Raw genomic sequence first — 25,754 nt, forward strand, 5'->3', positions numbered from 1 at the left:
TTCAATAATTTCGTCTTCACACAGGGACTGCTAACCAATTAACAAAATAAATTTATACAATTTGTCTGAAATGGACTCGACCGGATTAGCGCTATTTTAGCCAGGCCGTTCATGCTTAACCTGGGTTTACCGATCAGTAGATCGGCCGGACAAAAACTTAAGGAGCAAGCTCATGAACAGAAATATCGCACTACTCTTATCCAGCGCAACACTCGCCTTCGCCGCCGGCACACAAGCTGCGCCACCCCACACCCCCGACCTCACCAGCAGTGGTAATCGCTGGCTGGTTACTGCCTATCTCGACAGCTCCCCCAGCCACTCACAATTGGCGACGCAAGGCTTATGTTTTTACAACCTGGGCATTGTTGGCACCCAGCAGATGTACTACTGGGTATCCGATACCTTTCCGGACTGGAACGGTATCGCCACCCAGGAGGGCGACCAAATCTTTATGCACGGCGACTATGCCGAGGATATCGGCCACGATGGCATGCAGTGGCAGGTGGTCAGCGCCTCCCGGGAAAATATCGGCGCTGGCCATTGGCATGAGTGGCGGGAGGACGGAAAATTTGGCGACACCATCGGCTTCGCCAATGCACTTTTTAAACGGGTGGGCAAATGTGAATTCAGCACCGCCGATGAAGCCCTGGAGGCCTACCGGGCGATCGACTACCCCACCGATGAGAAAGGCAATCGGCTAACCCTGCCGCTGGGTATTATTGATCAATAATTGCATCGGCAAAGCAAAAAGCTCATACCGCCAATTATCGGCGGCATGAGCATTTGCAGGGAAGCGAACAGAATGGCGAAGTGCACCTTGGCGCTACCACCCAGCGTGGCTTATATCGTCACACCGGGTTTATGAGTTAATCGCCTCAATGGTATCCAAAAACTCCTTACCCCAGGCATTGATATCGTTGTGCTGTACAACATCAAACGCCTCCCGCAAGCGCGCGGCCGCCTCCTGTTCGTCCATGCACAACGCCTGAAAGCAGGTGTTGACCAGATCGTGTGGATCGTGCGGATTGGTCAGCACCGCACCGCGCAACTCGGCGGCAGCGCCGGCAAATTCCGACAACACTAAAATACCATCACCATCGGTCATCCCCTGGGTGGCAATAAACTCCTTGGCCACCAGATTCAGCCCGTCGCGCAGCGGTGTGATCCACATAATATCGGCCACCGAGTAGTAGGCGACCAACTCTTCAAAGGGAATAGCGCGGAAGAAAAACTGTACCGGCGTCCAGCCCACCTTGGCAAAGCGACCATTAATTCGGCCAACCGTCTGTTCGATTTGCGTCTGCAGATCTTGATAGATGGTCATCTCTTTCGCCGCCGGCACACAGATGGTAATCAGCGTGATTTCACCGACCAATTCCGGATGCTGCGCCAGCAGAAGCTCGTAGGCTTCCAGCTTGGGCAAGATGCCCTTGGTGTAATCCAGTCGTTCAACCGACAAAAGCACACGATGGCCACTGAGATCATTTTTAAGCCGCTCCACTTTCTTTTGGAATTTGGGCTTGGCAATGGCGTTCTCCACCCGCTTTACATCCAGACCAACAGGCAGCGCGCCCAGGCGAATCTCGCGGCCACTAACCTCAATGCGGGTGGTCATCTCATCGACGCCCACCGCACAACCGTAGGTAAGGAAACGCGGTGCACAGCTGACCTTCTCCAGCACCGTGATAGGGGTTACCCCTAAGGCAACATCAAGGAAGTTTTCCGACTGCCGTGGAATATGGAAGCCGATAAAATCACACTGCAACAGACTACCGACAATATCGCGGCGCCAAGGCAAAACATTAAAGACATCAGCCGAGGGGAAGTAGGTGTGGTGAAAAAAGGCGATGGTGACATCCGGCCGCATCTCCCGCAAAAAGGCCGGCACCATCCATAAGTTGTAATCGTGTACCCACACCACAGCGTTCTCGGCCGCATCGCGCGCCGCCTGCTCAGCAAAACGGCGATTAACTTTTAAAAAAACCTGCCAGTGATCTTCACGAAAGGTGGCCTGCTCCCAAAAGGTGTGCAAGGTGGGCCAGAATGCCTCTTTGGAAAACTTCTTATAAAAAATGTCGACGTCTTCCTGACTGAGAGTAATTTTCGACGCGACCAAATTGGGATAGGCCTTTTTATCGACTGCCGTCTCCGCCGCAAAGCCCTGGTAGCTGTCATCAAACGTGGTCCAGGCGATCCAGGAACCTTTTTTGCCATCACCAAAAAAGCTGAGCAGTGTTGGAATAATACCGTTTGGTGATTTCGGCGAACGCTGCTTCACCACGCCATTATCTTCATACTCTTCAAACGGCAGACGATGATAGACAATCACCAGGTCGGATTTTCCCGGCTCATAGCTATCCTGCAGTTGGGCATTCATGCTTTTTTTAGAGAGCAGATTAAAGTGGCTAATGGCTTCGATAATACCACCACAACCAGACGCTTCGGCGTGATAGACATTATCGGAGCCACTGGTGGCCTTCAGTAACCCAGCCTCAGATTTACCCACACAGACACCGGGATATTGATACTGATACATCGCCAGGTCATTGAGGGTATCGCCAGCGACCAGCACCTCATCGTTGTTCAGCTCTAAAAACTCCACCAACGCCTGCAGGCTGCTGCCTTTATTAACACCTTTTGGCAAAAAGTCGAGATAACGGCCAGAGGAGTAAAGCAGATCACAATTCAACTCTTCCGCCAGTTGATAGATCTCTTCGGTAACCGCGTCGGCCTCACAGAAGAAAGAGCAACGTCGCTCCTGGGGCACATCCTGGCGAATTAATTTGGGAAAATCGGCCATGATCGATTCAATGTGATGTTCGCCTGGCCAGTGGCGGTCGATTTCTGACTGCAGGGGTTGAATGGGTAACAGTGTTTTGCCATCGACTACGGTGGCGCCAACATCGCAGATAATAAAATCGGGATTGGGAATGGTGGGATCTGATAACAGCGGCATGACAGATTCGAGGCCGCGTCCGGTAACAAAAGCTAAATCGATCTCAGGGTGTAAGGATATTAACTGGTAAAGCTGGTGACGCTTGGTTGGATCTCCCGCGAGGAAGGTTCCATCCAGGTCGGTTGCGAGTAACATTGAGTCCTCCTATGAGTAGTGCAACTATTTTTCTCCAAAAAAGTAATTGAATAGCAGCGATAAATTAAGGTTTATTGGGGTTTTGGTCGCTATTTGCAACCGTGTTTTGTTGTTCGTCGATAGTCGACGCCTCTGTTTCACCAACGAGGGCTTCATTGATGGAGGCGTCACTAACGGTGGGCTCAGTCGTCGGCCCATTTTCATCGGCCTCTATCTCGCTACCCCACACCGGGGCATGGCCCTCAAACAGTTCGCTCTGTTCATCCGCAGGCAACATCTCCAGGGCCGTGGGCGTGGTGCGCACCATTGGCACAAAGTCGGCGGTGTGCTCGTCTGGATTTTCCGCGCTGCCGGTGTGCAGGTGCCACCAGGCAAACAGCGCCAACGCCGCGTGACCCAGCGACCAGAAGAGCGCCAGGGTGCTGGCCCCCAGCCACTGCATTAACTGCCCCGCCAGCAATGGCCCCAGCATGGCGCCCACGCCGTGCAGCAGCAGTACGCGGCTGCCACCGGAGAGCATATCCTCCGGCGCCAGGTGATCCACCAGATGCGCCACTGCCACCGGGTAGACCGCAAACGCCATACCGCCGTAGCCGGCCACCACTAAAAAGAGCAACCAACCGGCATTGCCCATCAGGGCCAATAGCAAACTGAGCCCGGTGGCCACAGCGCTGATCAACATTAACACCAGGCGCCGGTCCTGACGGTCTGAAAGCCGTCCCAGTGGAAACTGCAACACGGCACCACCCACGATGGCGCAGGCAACAAAATAGGCCACCTGGCTATTGCTCATGCCTATTTTGGCGGCATAGGCAGCAGCCAACCCCCAAAAAGCGCCCATCATTAATCCGGAGACGACCGCGGCCACCACTGCCACCGGTGCCGCCGTCATTAATTGGGCAATGCGCAAGCGCTTAACCTCGCTCACCACTGGCTGTTGCATTTTGGTCCAGGTGACCGGCACCAAGCTCAGGCTCACCAACACACTGGTGAGCGCAAACAGCAGGAAAGTGATGTTGGGGTCGAACAGTAAAAATTGTTGGGCAACTGCCATCGCCCCTAAATTAACCGTCATGTACAGAGCGAACACTTTGCCGCGCTGTTCGGCCGGCGTCTGTCCGTTTAGCCAGCTTTCAATAATGGTGTAGAGAATCACTAACGAGATACCGGTCACTACGCGTATCAACATCCAGGCGTAGGCATCGATAATAATTTGATGCAGCAGCACACAAACGGAAACCACCGATGCACAACAGGCGAAGGCGCGAATATGCCCAACTCGTCGAATTAACGGCAGGGCCAGGTAGGTGCCAATAAAGAAGCCGACAAAATAGCTCGACATAATGACGCCGAGCGTGGCTTCACTGTAACCTTCCATACTACTGCGCAGCGCGACAATGGTGTTGAGCAGCCCTACGCCCAACAGCAGTAATGCCACCCCCAACAACAGCGCTCCGATAGGAATTATTAACGGAACCATAACCTCAAGGACTTCAGTTTTACTCCACCGGTTATTAAACGAAGAGCAATCGGGCCCATAATAAACAGATAAACCTGCTTGACCATTTCGATTGATTTTATTGTTTGGGTGGCATTCAAACGGAAGGCGTGGCCATTACCGAAAAATAGCTACAACAAACAGACTTCGCACAGCCAGATAGCTCTGCATAAATCACACAAATATTGCTGCGCAGATTTAGAAAACGAAACCATTTATCCCAAACTGTGATGTGCAAGCCGGGCGCTTGCGCGAATCGCATTTGTCGTATTGAAAAGAAATTTCAACACCAAAAATAAGAGACCAACACGCAGTTGGCAATAGAGAATATCAGTCTTGGCGTAACCACCTCGTTAAGCGCAGCGACACCGATCACAACAATTAATTTAACCACTAAAATAATCGGCTAAATTGCCGCCCTCAGCGTGCAGATATTTAACTTGCGTGACACAAAGACCTGCCCACCTTAACAAATTTAGCCCGTAATTAAAACCGCGGCCGGGTTCACCCGGTCGACACGGTTAGCTTAAGCTTCTGTTTGACTACTGTTCTACTACTGCCGAGCGTCTACCTCTGTGCTGCTGTTTTTTCTGCGCTTAGGCTCGGCTTTAGCCCGCACTGTGCTATGGTTTTGCTCCACCTCTGTAGCTGGAACCGTAAACAAACGATGAACCTCAACGCCGTTATCAATCATCCATTTGCCGCGCTTTTACACACCCTTACCGCCGATGAGGCGATTCTCTACGCCCTGGGTGTCGGCTTTGGCGGCAACCCCGATGCACACACAGAGTTGGCCTATGTCTATGAGGAGGGACTGCGGGTCTTTCCCACCCAAGCGGTGGTCATCGCCCACCCCCATATGTGGATCGCCGAGCCGCCCTTTGCCATCGACTGGCAAAACACGCTGCATGCCGAGCAGGCCATTGAGCAACACCGGCCCCTGCAGGTGGGCGAGCGCTATCGCGGGGAGTATCAGATTCTGGGGGTTGTGGATAAGGGTGAAGAGCGTGGCGCGCTGGTCTACCAGCAGAACCGGCTATTCAACACCGCCACCGATGAGCTGACCGCTACGGTAAAGGCCACCTATTTTCTGCGCGGCGATGGCGGCTGCGGCAGCACCAGCTACCAACCACCGGCCGTGGTGCCTATGCCCGAGCGGGTAGCGGATGAGATTATCAGCGTGACCACCGCCAGCAACGCGGCGTTGATCTACCGCCTCTCGGGCGACCGCAACCCTCTGCACGCCAGCCCCCGGGCGGCACAACAGGTGGGCTTTGAGCGCCCCCTGCTGCACGGCCTGTGCAGCTATGGCTACGCTGCCCGGGCCCTGGTGAACCACTTTGGCGATGGCAACGGCGACCGCCTGCAGCAGTTCAGTCTGCGCTTCAGCGCCCCGGTCTACCCCGGCGAAACACTACGCCTCCACTGCTGGCACAGCGCCAACGGCATTCAGTTCAACGCCGAGGTGGTAGAGCGCGGCTGCTTGGTATTAAACCAAGGTTTTGCCAGCTTTTATGACTAGTCGGTGCTGGCCAGCAGCGGCTCCAGGGATAGATGCTCCGCCGCTGCCTCAACACTGTCGCAGCGTGGCACCACACCCAGCAGCGGCGCCGGCAATAATGCCCGCAGGGTGCCGATATTCTCCGCCAGAACACTGCTCTGCGGGCCTACGCAGTTGGCCACCCAGCCCGCCAGGGGCAGCCCACTCAGTTTGATCGCCTGGGCGGTGAGCAGGGCATGATTGATACACCCCAAACGCATAGCCACCACCATAATCACCGGCAGTTCCAGGCTCTTGGCCAAGTCCGCCAACGTCTCCGCCGGGTTTAACGGCACCAACCAGCCACCCGCCCCCTCCACCAGCCAGAGGTCGGCCGGGGTGGTCAGCGCCCCCTTCACAAACCCCTCCAGCCTCGCCACCTGCAACCGCTTGCCCTCCTGGGCGGCGGCAATGTGGGGGGCGATAGCGGCTTTCAGGGCGATGGGGTTTACGGTTTGATAGGGCAACGACAGGGTCATGGCCGCCTGTAGCGCCCTGGCGTCGTCGTTCTGCCACTGGCCGTCGATCTCTTCACAGCCGGCCGCCAGGGGCTTTAACGCGCCGGTGGTGAGCCCCTGCTGGCGAGCCTTGGTCAACAGAGCACAACTGATAAAGGTTTTACCGACTTCGGTGTCGGTACCGGTGACAAAGAATTTTTTGCGCGAACTGGCCACGTTTCACTTCCACTATTACTGCACGGGCGCGGTTAACGCTCCAGGCAGAGGTATTCCACTTGATAGGAGAGGGGCAAACCGGCGCTAACCCGCAGGCTTTCGTAAGCTGCGGTCAGCGCCTTCAGTTTGGCACGGCCATTCAAGCCCGCCGCCTGCCCCTGGTTGACGTTATGCGCCCCCAGCGCCTTCAGCGCATGGGAGAGGGATTTCAGATCGGGAAAATACTCGGTGATGCACTCACTCTGCCGGGTTACCCGGCGAAAACCCAACTGGCCGGCCAGGGTGGTCAGCACCGCCGCCGGGGTAAATTCGTTAACGTGACGGTAGCTGTCCACCTGCTGCCAGGCAGAGGCCAGTTCCACCATAGTGCCCTCGCCCAAGGTTGCCACCAGCGCCACCCCACCCGGCCGCAGCACTCGGTGCAGCTCGGCCAGCACGCTACTCGGGCACTCACACCACTGAATCGCCAGGCTGGAGAAGATGCCACCGACACTGCCAGTGGCAAACGGCAGCTGCTCGGCATCGGCGGCACTAAAGCAGTGGCCAAACCCACGCACACGGGCATGGTTGAGCATTCCGAGGGCGATATCGGCGGAGACCACCAAGGTCTCTGGCAGGCGCTCGGCCAACAACTGGCTGAAGTAGCCGGTGCCGGAGCCGAGATCGAGCAGGATCTCTGGATTGGTTTGCCAGGCATAGCGGTAGTGGCTGAGCAGTTGCTCGCCCACCCGTCGCTGCAGGCCGGCAACACTGTCGTAGGAGCTGGCCGCACGACTGAAGGAGCGCGCCACCTGGCTCTTGTCGCGCAGGGGCTGCTGCTCTGCCAACCATTCGCAAATTGCCGAGAGCACGGCGGCCTCGGCCTGTAAAAAGAGGGTGTGGCCAGCGGCCAGCAGACGCACTACACCCGGCACCGGCGCCTGTGCCAGCCGCTCAATTAAGGCTGGCGCCGCGGCGGCGGGTACCAACGTGTCGCTGTCACCCAACAGATGCAGAGAGGGCTGGGTGAGCTGAGTCAGGGCTTGTTGATTGTCGCACTGGGCCAGCCAATCCAGGCCACTGCGGTAACTGTCGCCACTCAACTCCTCGGCACCGGCCAGGTAGGCCTGGCGCAGCCAGGTGAGATCCGCCTTCTCTAAGCCAGCGCCACAGAGCAGGGCGAAGCGTTTCAGCGTGCCGGGCAGCGACTGCGCCAAGCCCTCATAAAACACATTAAAGGTGGCCGGTGCCATGGCCGCCGGCCAGGCCTCGGTTGCCACAAAGCGGCCATTGGCGGCCAGGGTGATCAACCCCAACACACGCTCCGGCTCCGTTACCGCCAGCTCGGTGGCGACCATGCCGCCCAGGCTCCAACCCAGGTAGTAGCCGCGCTTGGGTAGCAGCGGCAACAGGCTTTCGAGATTGGCGGGCAGGGCTCCATTTTCGCCAAAGCCGGGCAGGTCGATCAGGTGCAGGTCGAACTGTTGATTAAGAGCGCTGGCAAACCGGCCCCAGATACGTGAGTCACAGCCCCAACCGTGCAGCAGCACCAGGGGCTCCGCCAGCAGGCGCTGCCCGCGGGCCGGATAGAAGCCCGCCCGCACCAAGCTGGCGGGGGCGGCTTTTCTGGCAGAAATTGGGCTGACAGAGGTTGTGTTGGTCACGGCGGCACGAGTCATGATAGCTGGCAAGGGTTTAATCGGTGGCAGTGGCCGGGTAGCGGACCAGAGCCTCGGCCAGGGCCGCCAGTAGTTGCTCGACCTGGTCGGCGCTGTGACCGGCGGTCAGGGTGATGCGCAGGCGGGCGCTGCCGGCGGGCACAGTCGGCGGCCGAATGGCACCCACTAAAATTCCGCGCTGCTCCAAGTAGGCCGCCACCGCCATTGTCCGTTCGGCGCCGCCCAGGAGCAGCGGCTGGATGGCGGTATCCGAGTCCATCAGGGTCGCCCCCAACTCACCGGCACCAGCGCGAAACTGGCGAATCAACGCCTGCAACTGCTGCCGTCGCTCGTGGCCGCTTTGAATCAGGCGCAAGCTGGCCCGGGCCGCAGCCGCCACCGCCGGTGGCATGGCCGTGGTATAGATGTAGGGGCGGGCAAACTGGATCAGGGTTTCGATCAGCACCTCACTGCCGGCAACAAAAGCACCAAAGCAGCCAAACGCCTTGCCCAGGGTAGCCATTAAAATAGGCACCTGGTTCTGGTCGAGGCCAAAGTGCTCCAGGGTACCGGCGCCGGTCTCGCCCAGCACACCAATGCCGTGGGCGTCGTCCACCATCAGCCAGGCCGAGGCCGCTTCGGCGCAGGCCGCTACCTCAGGCAGCGGCGCCAGGTCGCCATCCATGCTGAACACACCATCAGTGACCACTAACTTACGTTGTCCGGGCAGAGTCAGGGTTTTGCTCAGGCTGTCGATATTGTTGTGCAGATAACGGCGGAATTTGGCGCCGGAGGCCAGGCCGCCGTCGAGCAGCGAGGCGTGGTTGAGCTTGTCCTGCACCACCAGATCACCCTGACCGAGCAGCGCCATCAGCGTGCCCATATTGGCCATGTAACCGGTGGAGAAGAGCAGTGCCCGCTCGCGCCCGGTAAAGGCCGCCAGCTCCTCCTCCAGCAAGTGGTGTTCGCGGCTGTGGCCGTTGACCAGGTGCGAGGCACCACTGCCAACGCCATAGTGCACCGCCGCCTCGGTGAAGGCAGCCACCACCTGCGGATGATTGGCCAGCCCCAGGTAGTCGTTGCTGGCAAAAGCCAAATAGGTTTTGCCGTCGACCACCAGCGTCGGCCCCTGGGCCGACTCCAACTGGTGCCGCTGGCGATAGAGATTATCCCGCCGGCGCTGCTCGAGCGCCTCGGCCAGAGCCCTGGCGATCACTTAACCGGCCGCGTTATAGAAGCGGTCCTGGGTCTCCTGGGCGGCCAAACGGCTGTGCAGCTCGGCCTCTTCCGCCTCGCTGGTGTGGGCCACTTCCCGTTTCTCCGGCTCGATACCCAGGCGGGCGAAGAGCTGCATATCCTTGTTGGCTTCCGGGTTGGGTGTGGTGAGCAGTTTTTCGCCGTAGAAGATGGAGTTGGCGCCGGCGAAGAAAGCCATGGCCTGCATCTCGTCGCTCATCGCTTCACGCCCGGCGGAGAGGCGCACATGGGAGGCCGGCATCATGATGCGGGCCACGGCGATGGTGCGGATAAAATCGAACGGGTCGACATCGGGGTTGTCGGCCAGGGGAGTACCCTCCACCTTGACCAGCATATTAATGGGCACCGACTCCGGGTGCTCGGCCAGATTGGCCAGCTGTTGCAGCAGGCCGGCGCGATCTTTTACCTCTTCGCCCATACCGACGATGCCACCGGCGCAGATCTTCATACCGGCCTTGCGCACCCGGTCGAGGGTTTCGAGACGGTCCTGGTAGGTACGGGTGGTGATGATCTCACCGTAGTACTCTTCCGAGGTATCCAGGTTGTGGTTGTAGTAGTCGAGACCGGCCTCGGCCAGCTCCAGGGCCTGTTCATCTTTCAGCATGCCGAGGGTCATGCAGGTCTCCAGCCCCAGCTCCTTCACGCCGCGCACCATGGCGGTCACGTAGGGCATATCCTTACCCTTGGGCGAGCGCCAGGCGGCGCCCATGCAGAAGCGGGTGGCACCGGCGGCCTTGGCGGCCTTGGCCTCTTCGATCACCGCTTCCACCTGCATCAGCTTCTCTTTCTCCAGGCCGGTGTCGTAGCGGTTGGATTGCGGACAATAGGCGCAATCTTCCGGGCAGGCGCCAGTTTTGATGGAACAGAGGGTGCTCACCTGCACCTGGTTGGGATTAAAGTGGGCCCTATGCACACTCTGTGCTTGAAAGAGCAGATCCATAAAAGGCAAATCAAACAGCGCTAACACTTCTGCGCGGGTCCAGTCGTGGCGGATAGGGACGTCGATCATGGGCAATCTCGATGGCTGACTACAAATGGCAAAGAATAAAGAGCGACAGTGTAGTTAGCCCGCCACCCCTGTCAACCAAAAACCGAAAAGAGGTTAACAAGGTGTGATAACCGCCCGCCTTCGGGCCGCGCCAATTCGGCCCCACTGCCTGCTCTGCCGGGCGCCCCTGGCCGCCGGCAGCCGGCGGTTATTGTGTGGCGGCTGTAGCGAAGCCCTGCCCAAGCTCGGCCCTCACTGCCAGCGCTGTGGCCTGCCGCTGGCGCAGTCGGCACCCAGCTGTGGCGACTGCCAGGCCACACCACCCCATTTTCAACACTGCTATACCCCCTACCGCTACGGCTTTCCCCTCGACTACCTGGTCACCCTCTGCAAACACCATCGCCACCGGGGTGCCGAGCGGCTGCTCGGCCAACTGCTGGCCGACTATGGCGAGAAGCTCCCCTGGCCGGAGTGGGACGCTCTGGTGCCGGTACCACTGCATTGGCGCAAGCTCTGGCGACGCGGCTTCAACCAGGCCCAGAGCCTGGCCCAGGCTCTGCACCCCCCTCAACCGCTGCCCATCCTGCGCGCCCGGCGCACCCGCGCCACACCCGCCCAGCAACAGCTCAACCGCCGCCAACGGCTGGCCAATCTGCGTGGCAGTTTTGTTATCGATCAGCCAGTTACCGGCCTGCGCCTGCTGCTGGTCGACGATGTGGTCACCACCGGTGCCACCGCCAATAGTCTGGCCCAGACCCTGCTCAAGGCCGGCGCCAGCCGCGTCGACCTGCTGGCTTTGGCCCGTACACCCACACCCAGTGATTGAAAAAGCAACAGATGCTTGCGCGTGGAATCGCATTTTTTTAGGCTGGAGTATCCGTGGATGAGGGGGCGGGAATGGCCAGAGTGGTCGCCAATGACATTGAGCTGGAGTACCAATCGCAGGGTGCGGAGGGGGCGCCGGTGGTAGTACTGATTATGGGGTTGGGCCGCCAGTTGATTGGCTGGCCCGAGCAGGAGTGCCAGGCCCTGGTCGACCAGGGGCTTAGAGTGATCCGCTTCGACAACCGCGACTGTGGCCTCTCTACTAAATTCGACTGCGCGGGTGTGCCCAACATTGCCCAACTGACCATGGCCAAGCTGTTTGGCTGGCGCCTGCCGGTACCCTACACCCTGGACGATATGGCGGCCGATACCATCGGCCTGATGGATGCGCTCAATATTGACAAGGCCCACGTCGCCGGCAGCTCGCTCGGCGGTATTATCGCCCAGCTGATTGCCTGCCACTATCCTGAACGGGCCGTTTCGCTCACCTCAATGATGGCCACCACTGGCAACCCGTCGCTACCGGGCCCCACCGCGCAGGTTCGGCAGATACTGCAACTGCCCTACGTCCAAGATTACGATGAAGAGGCCATAGTCGAGCGCGCCATTAAGCTGTGGCGGGCACTCTCCGGGGGTGTGTACACCATTCCCGAGGAGACCTTGCGGCGCTCCTACCTGGCCGCAGCCCGCCGCGCCTACACCCCCAACGGCAATCTGCGCCAATTAGCCGCCTCCATCGTCGCCGGCGACCGCCGGCGGCTGCTGCGCAAGCTGCAACTCCCGACCACGGTATTTCACGGCGACCGGGACCCGCTGATCCCCCTTGCCGGCGGCCTGGATACCGCCAAAAACATCGCCGATGCCGAGATGATTATCGAACCGGGCCTTGGCCACGAGATGCCACCGGAGGTGATGCCCCGCTTCACCGAGGCCATTCTGCGCTCAGTGCGCCGGGCTGAGGAGGGGTAGTTAGCGCCGGCTAATCGCCGCCGTCGCCACTACCACAGTCGCCGCTATCATAGCCGCCACCGCCATAATCACCACTGCTGTAGTCACCGCTGCTGTAGTCAGAACCATCGCGCCGCCTGCCCTGGCCGCCAAACCGCAGCCCAAGCCACACCACCAGGCCAATGGCAAACACCATCACCGCCAGCGGCGCATAGACCCCGTGCCACGCATCCGGGGCACGTAGGTCGCTTTGCCAGAAGGCCAACGCCAGGCCTGCCGCCCAGAATAGAAAGCCCTTCATGCACGCTCCCTCGTTAATGCCAACACCTGAATAACGGGCGCGGCCAGCGGTTGGCAAGAGTACAAATGCCACGCCTCACTCTGTCGCAAAAACAACAAATGCGAAAAAGTATCTTTTACAGAAACTGTCGCAAAGCCGACAAATGATCTAAATCAAATTATTAAATCTTTATCTTTCAATAACTTACCAAAACCGGCCAATTTAGGCCCGTGGCATATTACCTGCACCATCACCAGCAAGATTGACACAAACCTCTTAGCAAACCACCACAGGTAGGAGTAGACCATGGCTAAAATCGGTTTATTTTTTGGTACCGATACCGGTAAAACCCGCAAAGTTGCCAAAATGATTAAAAAAATGTTCGACGACGATACCATGGCAAAGCCTGAAAACGTCAACCGTGCCGTCGCCGAAGAGTTTCTGAGCTACGATTTTCTGATTATCGGCACCCCTACCCTGGGTGAAGGCCTGCTGCCAGGTCTCTCTGCCGACTGCGAAAACGAGAGCTGGGAAGAGTTCCTGCCGAAGATTGAAGATGCCGACTTCACCGGCAAAACCATTGCCATGTACGGTCTGGGCGACCAGGTTGGCTACGCCGATGAGTTCGTCGACGCCCTGGGTGAGCTCTACAGCTTCTTCTCTGAGCGCGGCGCCACCATCGTTGGTGCCTGGCCCAACGAAGGCTACGAGTTCGAACACTCCGAAGGCCTGGGTGAAGATGGCAAGTTCTTCGGTCTGGCCCTGGATATGGACAACCAATCCAACCTGACCGACGAGCGCCTGAAAACCTGGTTGGGCATGATCGCCCCCACGTTCGGCCTGCCTCTGTAAGCAACCACCGGTAACCGCTGTCGCCAAACTACCATTGGCGGTAGCCTGCCTATGCGACCACCCGGGGTTGGCAACAGCCAACTGGGTGGTTCCGCTTATGCCCACTGCCAGACCGCTTATCGATTGCCCCACCGGCCGTCTCAGCCCTCTCACCAGCCAATCTCGCCCCCAGTTCCACATTGCCCAACAAAAAATCGCCACAAAATCATCAATTTGGGTAATTCATCCCAAAAAACCATCAAATTTTAGTTACCGCCCCTACACCAGCCCCCGGCAGTCCACGAGTCAAAAGATCCATCTCAAATTCGCCAAACTGCATTTTTGTGACTAAATTCACATTATTGAAAAATGAGTTAGGCGCCAAGTTGGCTCCATGACGGAGATGGGCATTGTTGATAGCCCCCGACCAGCCTAAAGAGAAATGAGCAAGAGGCTCCCTACTTTTAGAGCATCGAGGTTTGCTTTGACTGCACCCAATCAGATCCAACCCAGCGACACAGAGACCCCAGCCGCGCAGCACACAGCCACCAGCGAGCAGTCGCCACAGGTGGTCTATGAGGAGCGCGACCACCGCCACTTCAAACGCATTCGCATTCCCGGCCACGCCAGAATCGAAGACCGGGAAGAGACCCACGCCATCAACGACCTCTCGGTGGGCGGTTGCAATATCAGCCTGCCCTCAGAAGGTTGCAGCGAAGGCGATGAGCTGGAGCTGACTCTGGTGCTCCCCTTTCACGCCTTCGACCTGAAGCTCAAGGCCCAGGGCCGGGTGCTGCGCATCAACAGCCGCTACCAGCACGCCGCTATTCAGTTTACCGATAACAACCCACACCGTTCCGAAGTGATCCGCCGGGTCACCACCGCCCTGATCACCGGCGAATTTGGCGAAGTGGATGGGCTGATCGATCTCTACAAAGAGATGAAAGACGAAGAGAGCTACCAGATTCCTGGCGCCGCGCCAAAACGGCCACTGGCACAAACCCTGCGCTACCTGACCCTGCTTGGCATCGGCGGCCTGTTGCTGGTGGTAATGCTCTTCTCCCTGCATTCGCTGCTGTTCCGCGTGGATGCCAGCTACGCCTCAGTGGTGAGCCCGGTGGTGCGCCTGTCGGCACCGCCCGACACCGTGGTGAGTGAACTGCGCGTTACAGCCGGCAGTCGCGTTAAGGCCGGCGAAACACTGTTTGTCGTACGCGACCTTAATCTGGAAGAGAAAAAGGCACTCATCCAGGCGCAGATTGGCACCCAACAAACCGAATTGACCCAGCTCAACGATGAGCTGACCGAGGCCAACGCCCGCCTGGCCAGCTATCAGAGCTACCTGGCCAGCACCCAGCAGAATCTGACCCGCGAGATCGCCTCCCTGGAGCGCAACCACGCCACCCAACAATCGGTGTACGAAAAGAACCTTAAAGGCTCGCACACCGGTGCCGTGCGCGGTAACGACCTGGCCAAGCTGGCTCTGGAGCTGGAGAACATCGAAGTACAGCTGCTGCAACGCAAGCAGGCACTGCTGGGTGTGGAGAGCGATATGGAGCTGGCCAAGCTGGGGCTGAAATCCTCGCGCATTGATGTCGACGGCCGCTTCCCCTCAGAGATCAAAAAAGAGATCGCCTTTGGTCTGGCCCGGCTTGGCGAGCTGCAACAGCAGCTGCTGCAGGCGGATCAGCAGCTGGCCTCGCTGGTGGTCTCCTCCCCCTGCGACTGCAAGGTGAGCTCGGTGCGTATCAGCGCCGGAGAAACCATCACCAGCCGCAGCGCGGTCCTGGAGCTGCGTGCCGCGGACCGCGACAAGCTGGTGATCGAAGCGCTGATTCCCCAGGAGCGCATTGCCATGGTCGGCCTAGGTAACAGCGCCGATGTGCTGCTCTCCGACCGTAAAGATCTGTTAACCGGACAGGTGATCAAGGTCGAGCGGGTGAAATCCGAGGCCACCCTCAAAGGCGTCCCGCAAAACCTGTTCGACAACGAATCCGGGGCCGTGGTCTACATTGAGCTGCCGGTGCGCGGCGACCTCGACCCAGGCGTGCCGGCCCAGGTCTCTATCCAGGCCTCGCTGGCGGCGGCGACCATGAATCTGTTTGGCAACCTGCCCTTCTAACCGCCAATGGATCTCCGCGTTCTACTGCCCAACCACCAACCCACCGCCAGCCGTCAGGAAGAGCTGCTGGCGCTGGCCGGTTATCTGCTGCTGCTGATCTTTCTGGCGGCGGCCCTGCCCCGGGAGCTCTTCTACCCGCACAGCGAAAACTTTCTGCTGATTGTTGGTTTTATTGCCATCTGGCGCTACAGCTGGGGGCTCAACCACCTGATTCGCGCCCTGATCTACCAGCACATCACCTACCCCAAGTGGCGCCGGCAGGCCGAAGCCACCGACTGGAAACCGCCCCACCTCTACCTGGTGGTGCCCAGCTATAAGATCGATGAGCAGGTCACCGACGTCGTCTTTACCAGCATCATCAACGCCCTGGAACACTATGGCGTGCCGAGTACCATCGTCTACAGCGTGGCCAGCCAGGCGGAGCGCAACAATGTGGAGAACCTGTTTCACCTGCTCGCCCCCAACAGCCATATCCAGCTGATTTTGATGGAGCAGGATGGCACGGGCAAACGCACCGCCATGGGCGAAGCCCTGCGCGCCATCACCCGCCGCCAACCCGACCCGGAGGCCATCGTCTGCCTGATGGATGGCGACTCGATTCTGTCGCAGGAGATCTTTAACAAGAGCGTGATGCACTTCGCCAGCCAACCGCGGGTGGGGGCACTCACCGTCGACAGCAAACCCCTCTCCAAGGGAGCCGGGTTTATCCGCGAGTGGTTCTACCTGCGCATGGCCCAGCGCCACCTCTACATGAGCAGCCTGTCGTTGAGCCGCAAGGTGCTGGTGCTGACCGGCCGCTTCTCGCTGTTTCGCGCCAGCATCGCCCTCGACCAGACCTTTATCGAACGGCTGGTGGACGACGAGTTCGAGCACTGGCACCACGGCCGTATCAAGATGTTGACCGGCGACGACAAGAGCACCTGGTTCTATGTGCTGGAGAAAGGCTACGAGATGATCTACTGCCCGGATGCGGTCAACTACCCGGTGGAGGAGCTGCCACCCGGGGGCTTTTTCAAGGCCAGTGAGCAGCTGATGTTCCGCTGGTTTGGCAATATGCTGCGCAACAACAGCCGGGCCCTGGCGCTGGGGCCAAAACGAACTGGCTGGTTCCTCTGGCTCTGCCTGGCCGACCAGCGGGTCAGTATCTGGACCTCGCTCTCGGGGCCGGTGGCCGGCATTCTCGGCAGCTTTACCATCACCCCCACCTTCTTCTTCACCTATGTGCTGTGGGTGCTGCTCTCCCGCCTCTGGCACTGCGTCAATATCTTCCTGATGCGCCGTCACTTCTCGCCCTACTTTATTGGGCTGATCTACTACGCCCAGATTGTCGGCTCCATCGTTAAGGTCTATGTCGGCTTTCGCCTCAACCGGCAGCGCTGGAACCGGCAGAAGATCGACTCCCCCGACAATGTCCAAACCGACTTCTGGGCCATCTACCTCAACACCCTGTCGGTGGTGGTGTTCGGTTTTGCCATCGCCGTGATGATGGGTGTGGTTGATCTTCGCCTTTCGGTTTTTTAGCCAACTGCCTATTGCGCCCTCAAAACTGGCACAAGCGCTGCTTTGCTTTTTCTGTTCGTTTAAAAAAGAGCACTCCGGCCACCGACAATTGCACAGCCTGCGTGCACGCTCAGTCGCCCTGGCGGAAAAACTGCCCCAATTGTGAAAATTAGCCGAGGAAGAGACTATGGATAAGCAGAGCATGACCGACACCATTATCAGCGCCAAGGTGGCCAAAGGGCTCACCTGGGAGAGCATGGGCGCCGACCTGGCCATGTCACCGGTGTGGCTGGCCTCCGCCTGCCTGGGCATGAACAGCGCACCCACGGCCAAGGCGAAAGCCATTGCCGATTACCTGGGATTGGGCGCCGAGGTGGTCACCGCCCTGGAGCAGTACCCCACCAAAGTTTGGGAGCAGGCCGTCCCCACTGACCCGCTTATCTATCGGCTGTATGAAATTGTCGGAGTCTATGGCGAAACCCTGAAAGAGGTGATTCAGGAGAAGTTTGGCGACGGCATCATGAGTGCCATCGACTTCTCGATGGAGGTCGACAAGATCGAAGATCCCAAAGGCGACCGCGTGCTGCTGACCATGAATGGCAAGTTCCTGCCTTATAAGAGCTGGTAATACTTCACCAAGCGGGCGACAGGCGGTCGCCCGGGGTGGTGGAATTAACACCGGATTAAATTTGTGCCTCTGGCGGGCGACCGCCGGTCGCCCCTACGGGTGTGTGTTTCACCGTGGTGGTTGGTGGCAGGCCCGAAACATCACCGGGAGGTTCTTTTGCAGCGCTGGTTTTTGGGAATTGGGCCCGATCCATTCTCAGGGTAAATCATTGGGCGTAGGGGCGATCGGCGATCGCCCGGATGGTGGAATTAACACCGGATTAAATTTGTGCCTCTGGCGGGCGACCGCCGGTCGCCCCTACGGGTGTTCGTTTCACCGTGGTGGTTGGTGGCTGGCCCGAAACATCACCGGGAGGTTATTTTGCGGCGCTGGTTTTTGGGAATTGGGCCCGATCCATTCTCAGGGTAAATCATTGGGCGTAGGGGCGATCGGCGATCGCCCGGATGGGTTCGGGGTTACCTCTGGAAGCGCCCTATTTCGTAGGGGCGATCGGTGATCGCCCGAATGGTGGTGGCATTATGGAAACCTCAGACGGGCGTATCCGTTCAGGCATCCCGGGTTTGGCTATTGGTGGGTCCACCTGCGGGAGAATTGGCAATCCTTAACGGTTGTGAAACTATTGCTGCCGGCATGAAATTTGAAGGTCCCTTCCAACTGCAACAATTCCAACAATCACAACGCCGTAAGCAACATAGGTACTACCATGGCCAAATACACCGAAGTTAGCGCCGCCGAGGCCAAGAACATCATTGCCAACGATGATCCGGTTATTCTGGATTCCCGTGATGCACACTCCTTTAAAGAAGGTCATATTGATGGCGCCATGCTGGCCCATGATGGCCTCACCGAGCAGCTGATTCGCAAGCGTCAGTACGACAAGCCAGTACTGATCTACTGCTACCATGGCAACAGCAGTAAGGATCTGGCCGAGTTCTTTGGCGGCATCGGTTTTAAAACGGTCTACAGTATGGCCGGTGGCTACACCGCCTGGAAAAAGCTGGAAACCGTCTAAGCTACAGGCCAGCCGGGCCGAGATTGGCCCGCCGATGAGATTGGTGCCAAGTGCGACACGGCTTGTGTCTCACTCGGCCCAAACCATACCCACATACCAGTTCACGCCCTGCGGTAATTCCCTATATGCACGGGCCATCGCCGATCGCCCCTACGGGTGAAATATTGTATCCCCGAGAAAATCCGCAAGACCTGTCGATACACCAAACCCAATACCCAAAATCCACCGCCACAAAACGACCACCCCCGTAGGGGCGACCGGCGGTCGCCCATGTGCCATATCCAATCCCGGAGATAATCCCCACCATCGCCGGGCGATCGCCAATCGTCCCTACGGGTGAAATATTGTATCCCCGAGAAAATCCGCAAGACCTGTCGATACACCAAACCCAATACCCAAAATCCACCGCCGCAAAACAAACACCCCGTAGGGGCGACCGGCGGTCACCCACAAACCATCTCCAACCCCGGCGGGAATCCCCACCATCGCCGGGCGATCGCCGATCGCCCCTACGGGTGAAATATTGTATCCCCGAGAAAATCCGCAAGCCCTGTCGATACACCAAACCCAATACCCAAAATCCACCGCCACAAAACGACCACCCCCGTAGGGGCGACCGGCGGTCGCCCACAAACCATCTCCAACCCCGGCGGGAATCCCCACCATCGCCGGGCGGTCGCGCCGACCGGCAGCCCCACACTCGGCTTAGCTCTGCACGGACGGCGACTCAAATATCGCCTTCCAATTACGCTGATTGGCAAAGGCGACGTACTCGGCGGTCATCTCCGGGGTGAGCAGCTCCAATAGGGTATGGTTCTCCACCCACACCTCCACCACATGGAAAAAGTTACCGCGCGGACCAACCTGGCAAAACCAGTTGGCCGCCTGGCAGATAGCTTGAATCGCCTCGGCCGACACCGGCACGGAGATAGCCGCATGAAAGGCACCCCCGGGTGGGCTCTGGTCGGCAACCAGTGCCGGCAGCTCTGGCGTGGAGGGGGCAAGCCGGGTCGCCTCCGGATAGATCTCGATACAGCTGCCGCTCTCCTCGCCGCAGAAGACCACAAAGCTGTTGTTGTACATGGGAAATGGCAGCGCCTCGGACTGCCAGAAGCGGGCCAACACCTGGGCCACTACCAAGGGTTGGGCAACGGCCAGTGAGATGTGATGAATCATGATTGCGTCCTTACTGTTTACGGTTGGATGTGTCATTCGTCTGTTGCGTTGTCACCGCTCGGCGGCGGGTTGGCGCGCTCTGCTAACGGGTGCTCACCCCGGGCCAGCGCCGCAAACACCAGTTCAATCAGCCAAGTCACCGTGGCGGAGGCCTCTGGCTCGTCCAGCTGAAAGGTGCCTTTCAGCTGCCACCAGTTCTCCGCCGAGATCAGATTAACCAGCACCGCCTTAATGGCCCGCTGCTCGCCCTCGCCCAGATGGCTGACCACCTCATCCAGCGCCGCAGCATTACCTTGGCGCCGTCGTTCTCGCAAGCGGGAGCGCACTCCTCGCCCCAATTCCGACAGCAGCAGCGCCTGAATCAGCTCGCTGTTTTGCTCAAACATGCGAAAGGTGGCGTGAGAAATTGTTAAAAATTGTGCAGATGATTGGGGGATAGGAACCTGTCCAGTCGTCTCTAGCACCAGATCTGACAAGGCCTCCAGCATGGATTCCCGGTTGGGGAAGTAGCGAAAGATGGTGCGCGTGGTGACGCCCGCCGCCGCCGCCGCCGCTTCCACCGAGAACTCCGGTGAACGGTTACTAACCAACTGCTTCGCCAACGCGGTGAGGATGTTGCGACGGGTCTGCTCCGCCTGCTGCTGACGCTTGCTGTTGTTGTACTGACGCTTCGGCTGGTCAGCGGGTGGGGGTTGATCGGGGGGCAAAGGCGTCTCCTAAAACAGTCATCACGTGGCGAGTGTTTTAACGCTTGCCACGCCAATAAATTTAATGTCACTATACGAGACATTAAATGTGGAATTCAATCATTATGAACAAAAAAACACTTTTTCAGCGCGGCCACTTCGCCCGCTGGTTGCACAAAGTTCTCTATCACATCAGTTTTATAGGCGGCTCCGTGCTGCTGGTCGCGTGTGGCGGCGGGGGTGGCGGTGGTGACGGCGGCAACGACGACGATGGCGGCACCACCAAACCGTGCAACCAATGGCCGGAGTTCACCGATCTGGAGCTGCCGGGTAACAGCGAGGTGACCGCTGTGCTGGTGCTCAATGAGTGCGCCGTTGTTGTGGCCGGTTACGACAGCTCCAACTACGTTGGCCAGTCGGAGGGCAACAGCCGCGGGTTTATCCGGCGCCTGGATCTGAACGCTGCCGATGAGGTGACCGAGGCTTGGGTCTACCACCTCGACAGCGCCGGCAGCGACAGCGTGCAAACCCTGCAGTTGGACGAAAATAGTATTCTCTTTACCGGTTACGTCGGTGCCGCTCTGCCCGGGGAGACCAGCTACGGTAAAAAGGATGCGGTGGTAGGCCGGATATCGGCGGCGGGCGAGCTGATTAAACAGTCGCAACTGGGTAACGAGTACCCCAATATTCCAATCCGCGTCTTGCAGGCCGACAGTGGCGAACAGCTGTTGGTGGGTTGGGACGACATCTACATCCCCACCAACTTTGTCGACCGCTGGGAGAACCCCTGGTTGGCGGGAATCAGTGAGAGCAATGACCAGTTCACCCTCGATTGGATGAGCAACACCAACACCGAAGCCCGCGATCTCTACAGCGCCGCAGCTCTGGCCGGCAACACCGTGCTGCTCGGCCGTTTTACCGGTGAAGGCAGCCCCCGGGGTATCGCCGTGGAGGCCCGCTCGCTCACCGGCACGCCACTGTGGACACTGCCCATTACCCCCTTCGGCTACGACTCCATTACCGATATTCAGGTGCTCGACGAAGACTACGCCCTGGTGATGGGCTCCACCTACGCACAGCTGGGCGACAGCCAGTTTGGCGGGGCGGATTACTATCTGTTGCAGGTGTTGATCGCCACCGGCGAGGTGGTGGCCGCCAGTCAATATGGCAGCGAGCAGCTGGAGTGGGCCAAGAAACTGCTGCTCGATGGCGATAAGCGCTGGCTGGTGGGTGAGCGCTCCGAGGGCAACTTCCCCTGGGAGATTGACATCACCCTGGTGGCGGCCGGTGCCGAGCCAATCTCACTCAGACGAACCTTTGGCGACAGCACCAATGTTACCGATGCGGCCCTGCTCGGCGACGGCGTGCTGGTGGGTGGCTACTATCGACCGGATGAGGTGATAAGCGCCGCCTACCTGGCCTTTATCAACGAGGGCTAAGCCGTGCTGGGGTGGAGGGCGCCCAATGAGGACCACCGCTCAAGCGTCTTCGATCTCCGCCAACAGTTCACTAAATTGCTCGGCCGCCACCGCCGGGCTGTAGATAAAACCCTGTACCTGGTCACACCCCTGGGCTCGCAAAAAGTCCAGTTGGGCGGCGCTCTCCACCCCTTCGGCGACGGTTTTCAGACCGAGGTTTTTGGCCAGATCGATAATGGTGGTAACGATGGCGGCATCGTGAGCGTCGCCCGGCAGTGACCGAACAAAGGAGCGGTCGATCTTGAGCTTGTAGATATCAAACCGCTTCAGATAGTTGAGCGAGGAGTAACCGGTGCCGAAGTCGTCAATAGAGAGACGCACACCACTGCCACTCAACTGGCGCATGATGGCCATGGCCTGCTCCGGGTCGTTCATTGCCACCCGCTCGGTCAGCTCCAACTCCAGATAGTGGGCGGGCAACGCTGCCGCCTGCAACAGTGCCGTTACCCGGCCCAACAGGTTGGGGTGACGAAACTGCACCGCGGAGAGGTTTACCGCGATGGTTTCCAGGGCCAGGCCGGCATCCAACCATGCCCGCATCTGGCTAACCGCGGTGGCAATCACCCACTCACCAATCTCCAGAATCAAGCCGCAATCCTCCGCGATGGGGATAAATTCCGCCGGTGATACCGTGCCCAACTCGCCATTGTGCCAACGCAACAGCGCCTCGGCCCCCACCACCCGGCCACTGGCCAGCTCGACCTTGGGCTGATAGGCCAGCGCCAGCTCATTGCGGGCGAGCGCCCGGCGCAGTTCGGACTCCAGCAGGGCCTTGCGCGCTACCAGCGCCTGCATATCGCGGGTAAAGAACTGGTAGTTGTTGCGCCCGGCGTGTTTGGCTTCGTACATGGCGACATCGGCACATTTAAGCAATGTGTCGAAATCGTCGCCGTCGTCGGGGAATAGGCTGATCCCCAGCGATGGGGTGATCACCAGCTCATACTGGCCGATGGCGTAGGGGCTACCCAGCACCTCGAGCAACTGTTCGGCAACGGCTCCGGCCTGATGGGCACAGGCGCCGGGGAGTAACACCACAAATTCATCGCCGCCCTGCCGCGACACGGTGCCCGCCTCGCCCACCAGTTTGCGCATCCGTTCCGCCACCGCCTGCAGCAGGGCATCACCGACACTGTGACCCAGGGAGTCATTCACGTTTTTAAACTGGTCGAGATCAATAAACATCAGCGCCAGCGAACCTTTCACCAGCCGCTGCTCGGCAATAGCTGAGGAGACTTTCTTATGCAACAGAATACGGTTGGGCAGGCCAGTGAGTGCGTCGTAATGAGCCAACCAGTGCACCTTCTCTTCAGCCCGTTTAAGGGCATCGATATCGATACGAACCCCCACCAGTCGAGTGGGCAGCCCTTCAGCCGAACGCTCGACCACCTGGCCGCGCACACCGAGCCAGCGATACTGGCCGTCGGCATGGAGGAAACGGGCCTCGTACTCATAGCTGGAGACAGTTTTACCGAGCGCGTTCTGTAGGCACTCAACCAGGATGGGGCGGTCATCCGGGTGCACCGACGCCAGCACCTTCTGGCGATCGGCCGGCCCTTCGACCGGCTCCAACCCTAGAATGTTGAAGTAGGCGGCGGAGGCGGTCCAGATGTCGTTTTCCAGATCCCAATCCCAGATGCCGATACGAGTGGACTCCAGGGTGACCCGCAGACGCAGCTCGCTCTCTGCTAGCGCCTCCGCCCGACGCTTGTGCTCGGTAATATTCCGGTCCACCCCCAGTACACCAATCAATCGTCCATCGGCATCGCGCAGCGGTGTTTTAATGGTCTCAAACAGGCCATAAAACTCTTCGCCAGCAAAGGTTAGCCACTCTTCGTTGATCTGCGGCGAGCCGGCAGCAATTGCTTTCAGGTCGTGAACACGGAAGAAGTCGGCCAGCTCCCGATCAACGAGGTCGTAGTCGGTATGGCCCAAAATTTCACTCTTGGGCCGGCCGAACAGCGCCTCCATACGACTGTTGCAGTTGAGATAGACCCCCTGCTCATCCTTGAGCCAGGCCAGATCCGGCATGCTGTCGAAGGTGGCTTTGAGCTGTTGATGGGCGGTGTCGACCTTGGCCTCGCCAGCGTGCACCTGTGCCTGTAGGCCAACCCCCTGCCGCTTAAGTTGCATAGACAGGAGCGCCAAAAAGGCAAACAGACCACTGGCGATCACCGCCAGCGCGCTATTGACCAGCAGCAACAGCGGATTGTGCCAGCCGCCCACCGGCTCCAGCTCCAGTTGCCAATCACTGTTGAACATTGGCACCGCCTGACGAACGGGGTTGCGCAACGGGCGCTCGCCAGAGCGGGCAATAATCTGCCGGGAGCCGTCACCGCTGCTGTTACGCCAAAGCAGAAACTGATACTGCTCATCGGAGCGCTCTACCAGACGGGCGGCTGCTAGGATGCCATCCAGACGCATACCGACATCGACAAACCCCCAGAACTCCCGCTTGTCGCCATCCTCCTGAAAAATCGGTAAACGGGCCACCAGACCAGTCCTGCCGCCAGGAAAGCTAATGGGGCCGACCAGGGTCAGCTCACCGCTGTCTCGGCTCTGTTTGCTATCGACCTGCTGTTGTGGGTCAGAAAAGAGATCACTGCCGATAAGCGGCTTGGTATCGAAGTAGCAGCAGATTTGGGCAACAACACCATTGGGCACCACGGCCATGCCCGTGGCCCCGGGAAAGGAGGGCATCAGTGCCTTGGCGAAATCGTCGAAGTCGCTGATCAAGCCACCGCTGCGTTCAACCAAAGCCGCCAGTGCGTAGGTGGCTGAGGCAGCCCGCTCCATCGATAACTTCAACTCATTGGCCCGGTTAGACGCGGCATTGATCGCCTTGGCGCGGGCCGACTCCAGGCGCAGGGAGTCAAGAATAGCAACCACGGCCAAGGTCCAGATCAGACTCAAACCAAAGGTGATCAACGCCGCTAAACGTGGGGAGAAGCGCAGTAAAAAGCGGCCGAAGCCAAAAGGTTGCGATGGATTCAAACTGTTACAGCCGGAGTTATTTAAGTTATGAATGGGATGTTAGCCGAGCCTGTTAACCCTAATACCGCGATGCAATTCTATTATTTTTGGGACGGTTGCCAGGGAGTGTATCAAATACCGGTTGCAGATGGTGACACCAATTCAAGGTCGAGAATTATCAACACCAATGAATAGTTATCCGTAGGAGCGATCAGCGAGCGTCCCCGATGGACGCAATCATCAGGAGATGAAATTTCGCACAGGGGCGACCGCCGGTCGCCCCGACGGTATGGTGAGAACACCAGGAAGCGTGAGTTTTCGTAGGGGCGATCGGCGATCGCCCGCAATGGCCATCACCACCGCGGCACATAGGCCACCGCCGGCCCCCCGACGGTAAGAGCACAACACCGGAGCGGATGATATTCCGTAGGGGCGATCGGCGATCGCCCGCAAGGTCCACCACCGCAGAGATAGAATTTGGCACAGAGGCCACCGCCGGCCCCCCGACGGTAAGAGCACAACACCGGAGCGGATGATATTCCGTAGGGGCGATCGGCGATCGCCCGCAAGGTCCACCACCGCAGAGATAGAATTTGGCACAGAGGCCACCGCC

At 58.8% G+C, this 25,754-nt stretch carries 20 protein-coding genes; 10 read left to right on the plus strand and 10 right to left on the minus strand.

Going from position 1 to position 25,754, the window contains the following annotated elements; translation table 11 throughout:
- The first annotated feature begins 172 nt into the window (after nucleotides 1-172).
- The gene (locus tag SBL51_RS11710; protein ID WP_317931117.1) at nucleotides 173-730 is read left to right on the plus strand and encodes a hypothetical protein; all 558 of its coding nucleotides are present in this window, start codon (nucleotides 173-175) and stop codon (nucleotides 728-730) included.
- A 129-nt stretch (nucleotides 731-859) separates the two neighbouring features.
- Here the strand turns inward: SBL51_RS11710 and ggpS are convergent, their stop codons facing one another.
- On the minus strand, nucleotides 860-3,091 hold the full coding sequence (gene ggpS / locus SBL51_RS11715; protein WP_317931118.1) for a glucosylglycerol-phosphate synthase: 2,232 nt from the start codon (nucleotides 3,089-3,091) through the stop codon (nucleotides 860-862).
- Nucleotides 3,092-3,155: 64 nt separating this feature from the next.
- Nucleotides 3,156-4,571, minus strand: coding sequence for an MFS transporter (locus SBL51_RS11720; protein WP_317931119.1), 1,416 nt, complete (start codon nucleotides 4,569-4,571; stop codon nucleotides 3,156-3,158).
- Nucleotides 4,572-5,256: 685 nt separating this feature from the next.
- On the opposite strand from SBL51_RS11720, the gene SBL51_RS11725 reads away from it, so the two are divergent.
- A complete protein-coding gene (locus SBL51_RS11725; RefSeq protein WP_317931120.1) occupies nucleotides 5,257-6,111 on the plus strand; it encodes a MaoC family dehydratase in 855 nt (284 codons plus the stop codon).
- On the opposite strand, the gene bioD is transcribed toward SBL51_RS11725, so the two are convergent.
- From bioD to bioB, 4 genes are read right to left on the minus strand one after another with little or no spacing between them, the layout of a single operon-like run.
- On the minus strand, nucleotides 6,108-6,803 hold the full coding sequence (bioD, locus tag SBL51_RS11730; protein WP_317931121.1) for a dethiobiotin synthase: 696 nt from the start codon (nucleotides 6,801-6,803) through the stop codon (nucleotides 6,108-6,110). The two genes, SBL51_RS11725 and bioD, sit on opposite strands and share 4 nt — an antisense overlap.
- Nucleotides 6,804-6,835: 32 nt before the next feature.
- Nucleotides 6,836-8,461, minus strand: a complete 1,626-nt coding sequence (gene bioC / locus SBL51_RS11735; RefSeq protein ID WP_317931123.1) for a malonyl-ACP O-methyltransferase BioC — start codon at nucleotides 8,459-8,461, stop codon at nucleotides 6,836-6,838.
- Nucleotides 8,462-8,477: 16 nt separating this feature from the next.
- The gene (gene bioF, locus SBL51_RS11740) at nucleotides 8,478-9,656 is read right to left on the minus strand and encodes an 8-amino-7-oxononanoate synthase (RefSeq protein ID WP_411860472.1); all 1,179 of its coding nucleotides are present in this window, start codon (nucleotides 9,654-9,656) and stop codon (nucleotides 8,478-8,480) included.
- Nucleotides 9,657-10,706 (minus strand): biotin synthase BioB, encoded by a 1,050-nt coding sequence (gene bioB / locus SBL51_RS11745; RefSeq protein ID WP_317931124.1) that lies wholly within the window; start codon nucleotides 10,704-10,706, stop codon nucleotides 9,657-9,659.
- A gap of 103 nt (nucleotides 10,707-10,809) precedes the next feature.
- Between bioB and SBL51_RS11750 the strand changes: the two genes are divergently transcribed.
- Together SBL51_RS11750 and SBL51_RS11755 are read left to right on the plus strand one after the other, a co-directional pair.
- Nucleotides 10,810-11,511, plus strand: a complete 702-nt coding sequence (locus SBL51_RS11750) for a ComF family protein (RefSeq protein WP_317931125.1) — start codon at nucleotides 10,810-10,812, stop codon at nucleotides 11,509-11,511.
- Between the two features lie 71 nt (nucleotides 11,512-11,582).
- Nucleotides 11,583-12,479, plus strand: coding sequence for an alpha/beta hydrolase (locus tag SBL51_RS11755; protein ID WP_317931127.1), 897 nt, complete (start codon nucleotides 11,583-11,585; stop codon nucleotides 12,477-12,479).
- A gap of 10 nt (nucleotides 12,480-12,489) precedes the next feature.
- Here the strand turns inward: SBL51_RS11755 and SBL51_RS11760 are convergent, their stop codons facing one another.
- Nucleotides 12,490-12,759 (minus strand): hypothetical protein, encoded by a 270-nt coding sequence (locus SBL51_RS11760; RefSeq protein WP_317931128.1) that lies wholly within the window; start codon nucleotides 12,757-12,759, stop codon nucleotides 12,490-12,492.
- A 285-nt stretch (nucleotides 12,760-13,044) separates the two neighbouring features.
- Between SBL51_RS11760 and SBL51_RS11765 the strand changes: the two genes are divergently transcribed.
- The 5 genes from SBL51_RS11765 to SBL51_RS11785 all read left to right on the plus strand — a co-directional run bounded on the left by SBL51_RS11765 (nucleotide 13,045) and on the right by SBL51_RS11785 (nucleotide 18,831).
- On the plus strand, nucleotides 13,045-13,590 hold the full coding sequence (locus SBL51_RS11765; RefSeq protein ID WP_317931129.1) for a flavodoxin: 546 nt from the start codon (nucleotides 13,045-13,047) through the stop codon (nucleotides 13,588-13,590).
- Between the two features lie 463 nt (nucleotides 13,591-14,053).
- A complete protein-coding gene (locus tag SBL51_RS11770; protein ID WP_317931130.1) occupies nucleotides 14,054-15,691 on the plus strand; it encodes a PilZ domain-containing protein in 1,638 nt (545 codons plus the stop codon).
- Nucleotides 15,692-15,697: 6 nt separating this feature from the next.
- On the plus strand, nucleotides 15,698-17,212 hold the full coding sequence (locus SBL51_RS11775; protein ID WP_317931132.1) for a glycosyltransferase: 1,515 nt from the start codon (nucleotides 15,698-15,700) through the stop codon (nucleotides 17,210-17,212).
- A gap of 166 nt (nucleotides 17,213-17,378) precedes the next feature.
- The gene (cynS, locus tag SBL51_RS11780) at nucleotides 17,379-17,819 is read left to right on the plus strand and encodes a cyanase (RefSeq protein ID WP_317931134.1); all 441 of its coding nucleotides are present in this window, start codon (nucleotides 17,379-17,381) and stop codon (nucleotides 17,817-17,819) included.
- Nucleotides 17,820-18,522: 703 nt separating this feature from the next.
- Nucleotides 18,523-18,831, plus strand: a complete 309-nt coding sequence (locus tag SBL51_RS11785) for a thiosulfate sulfurtransferase GlpE (protein WP_317931135.1) — start codon at nucleotides 18,523-18,525, stop codon at nucleotides 18,829-18,831.
- Nucleotides 18,832-19,536: 705 nt separating this feature from the next.
- On the opposite strand, the gene SBL51_RS11790 is transcribed toward SBL51_RS11785, so the two are convergent.
- Entirely contained in the window at nucleotides 19,537-20,007 is a 471-nt protein-coding gene (locus SBL51_RS11790) for a hypothetical protein (protein WP_317931136.1), read from the minus strand.
- Between the two features lie 32 nt (nucleotides 20,008-20,039).
- Complete coding sequence (locus tag SBL51_RS11795) at nucleotides 20,040-20,714, minus strand: TetR/AcrR family transcriptional regulator (RefSeq protein ID WP_317931137.1); 675 nt, start codon at nucleotides 20,712-20,714, stop codon at nucleotides 20,040-20,042.
- 104 nt (nucleotides 20,715-20,818) lie between these two features.
- Here SBL51_RS11795 and SBL51_RS11800 point away from each other — a divergent pair, with 104 nt between their 5' ends.
- Nucleotides 20,819-22,132 (plus strand): hypothetical protein, encoded by a 1,314-nt coding sequence (locus SBL51_RS11800; RefSeq protein ID WP_317931138.1) that lies wholly within the window; start codon nucleotides 20,819-20,821, stop codon nucleotides 22,130-22,132.
- Between the two features lie 39 nt (nucleotides 22,133-22,171).
- On the opposite strand, the gene SBL51_RS11805 is transcribed toward SBL51_RS11800, so the two are convergent.
- Nucleotides 22,172-25,162, minus strand: a complete 2,991-nt coding sequence (locus tag SBL51_RS11805) for an EAL domain-containing protein (protein ID WP_317931139.1) — start codon at nucleotides 25,160-25,162, stop codon at nucleotides 22,172-22,174.
- Between the last annotated feature and the right edge of the window lie 592 nt (nucleotides 25,163-25,754).

The sequence above is a fragment of the Halioxenophilus sp. WMMB6 genome (genome assembly GCF_033283405.1).
Lineage (GTDB): Bacteria > Pseudomonadota > Gammaproteobacteria > Pseudomonadales > Cellvibrionaceae > Halioxenophilus.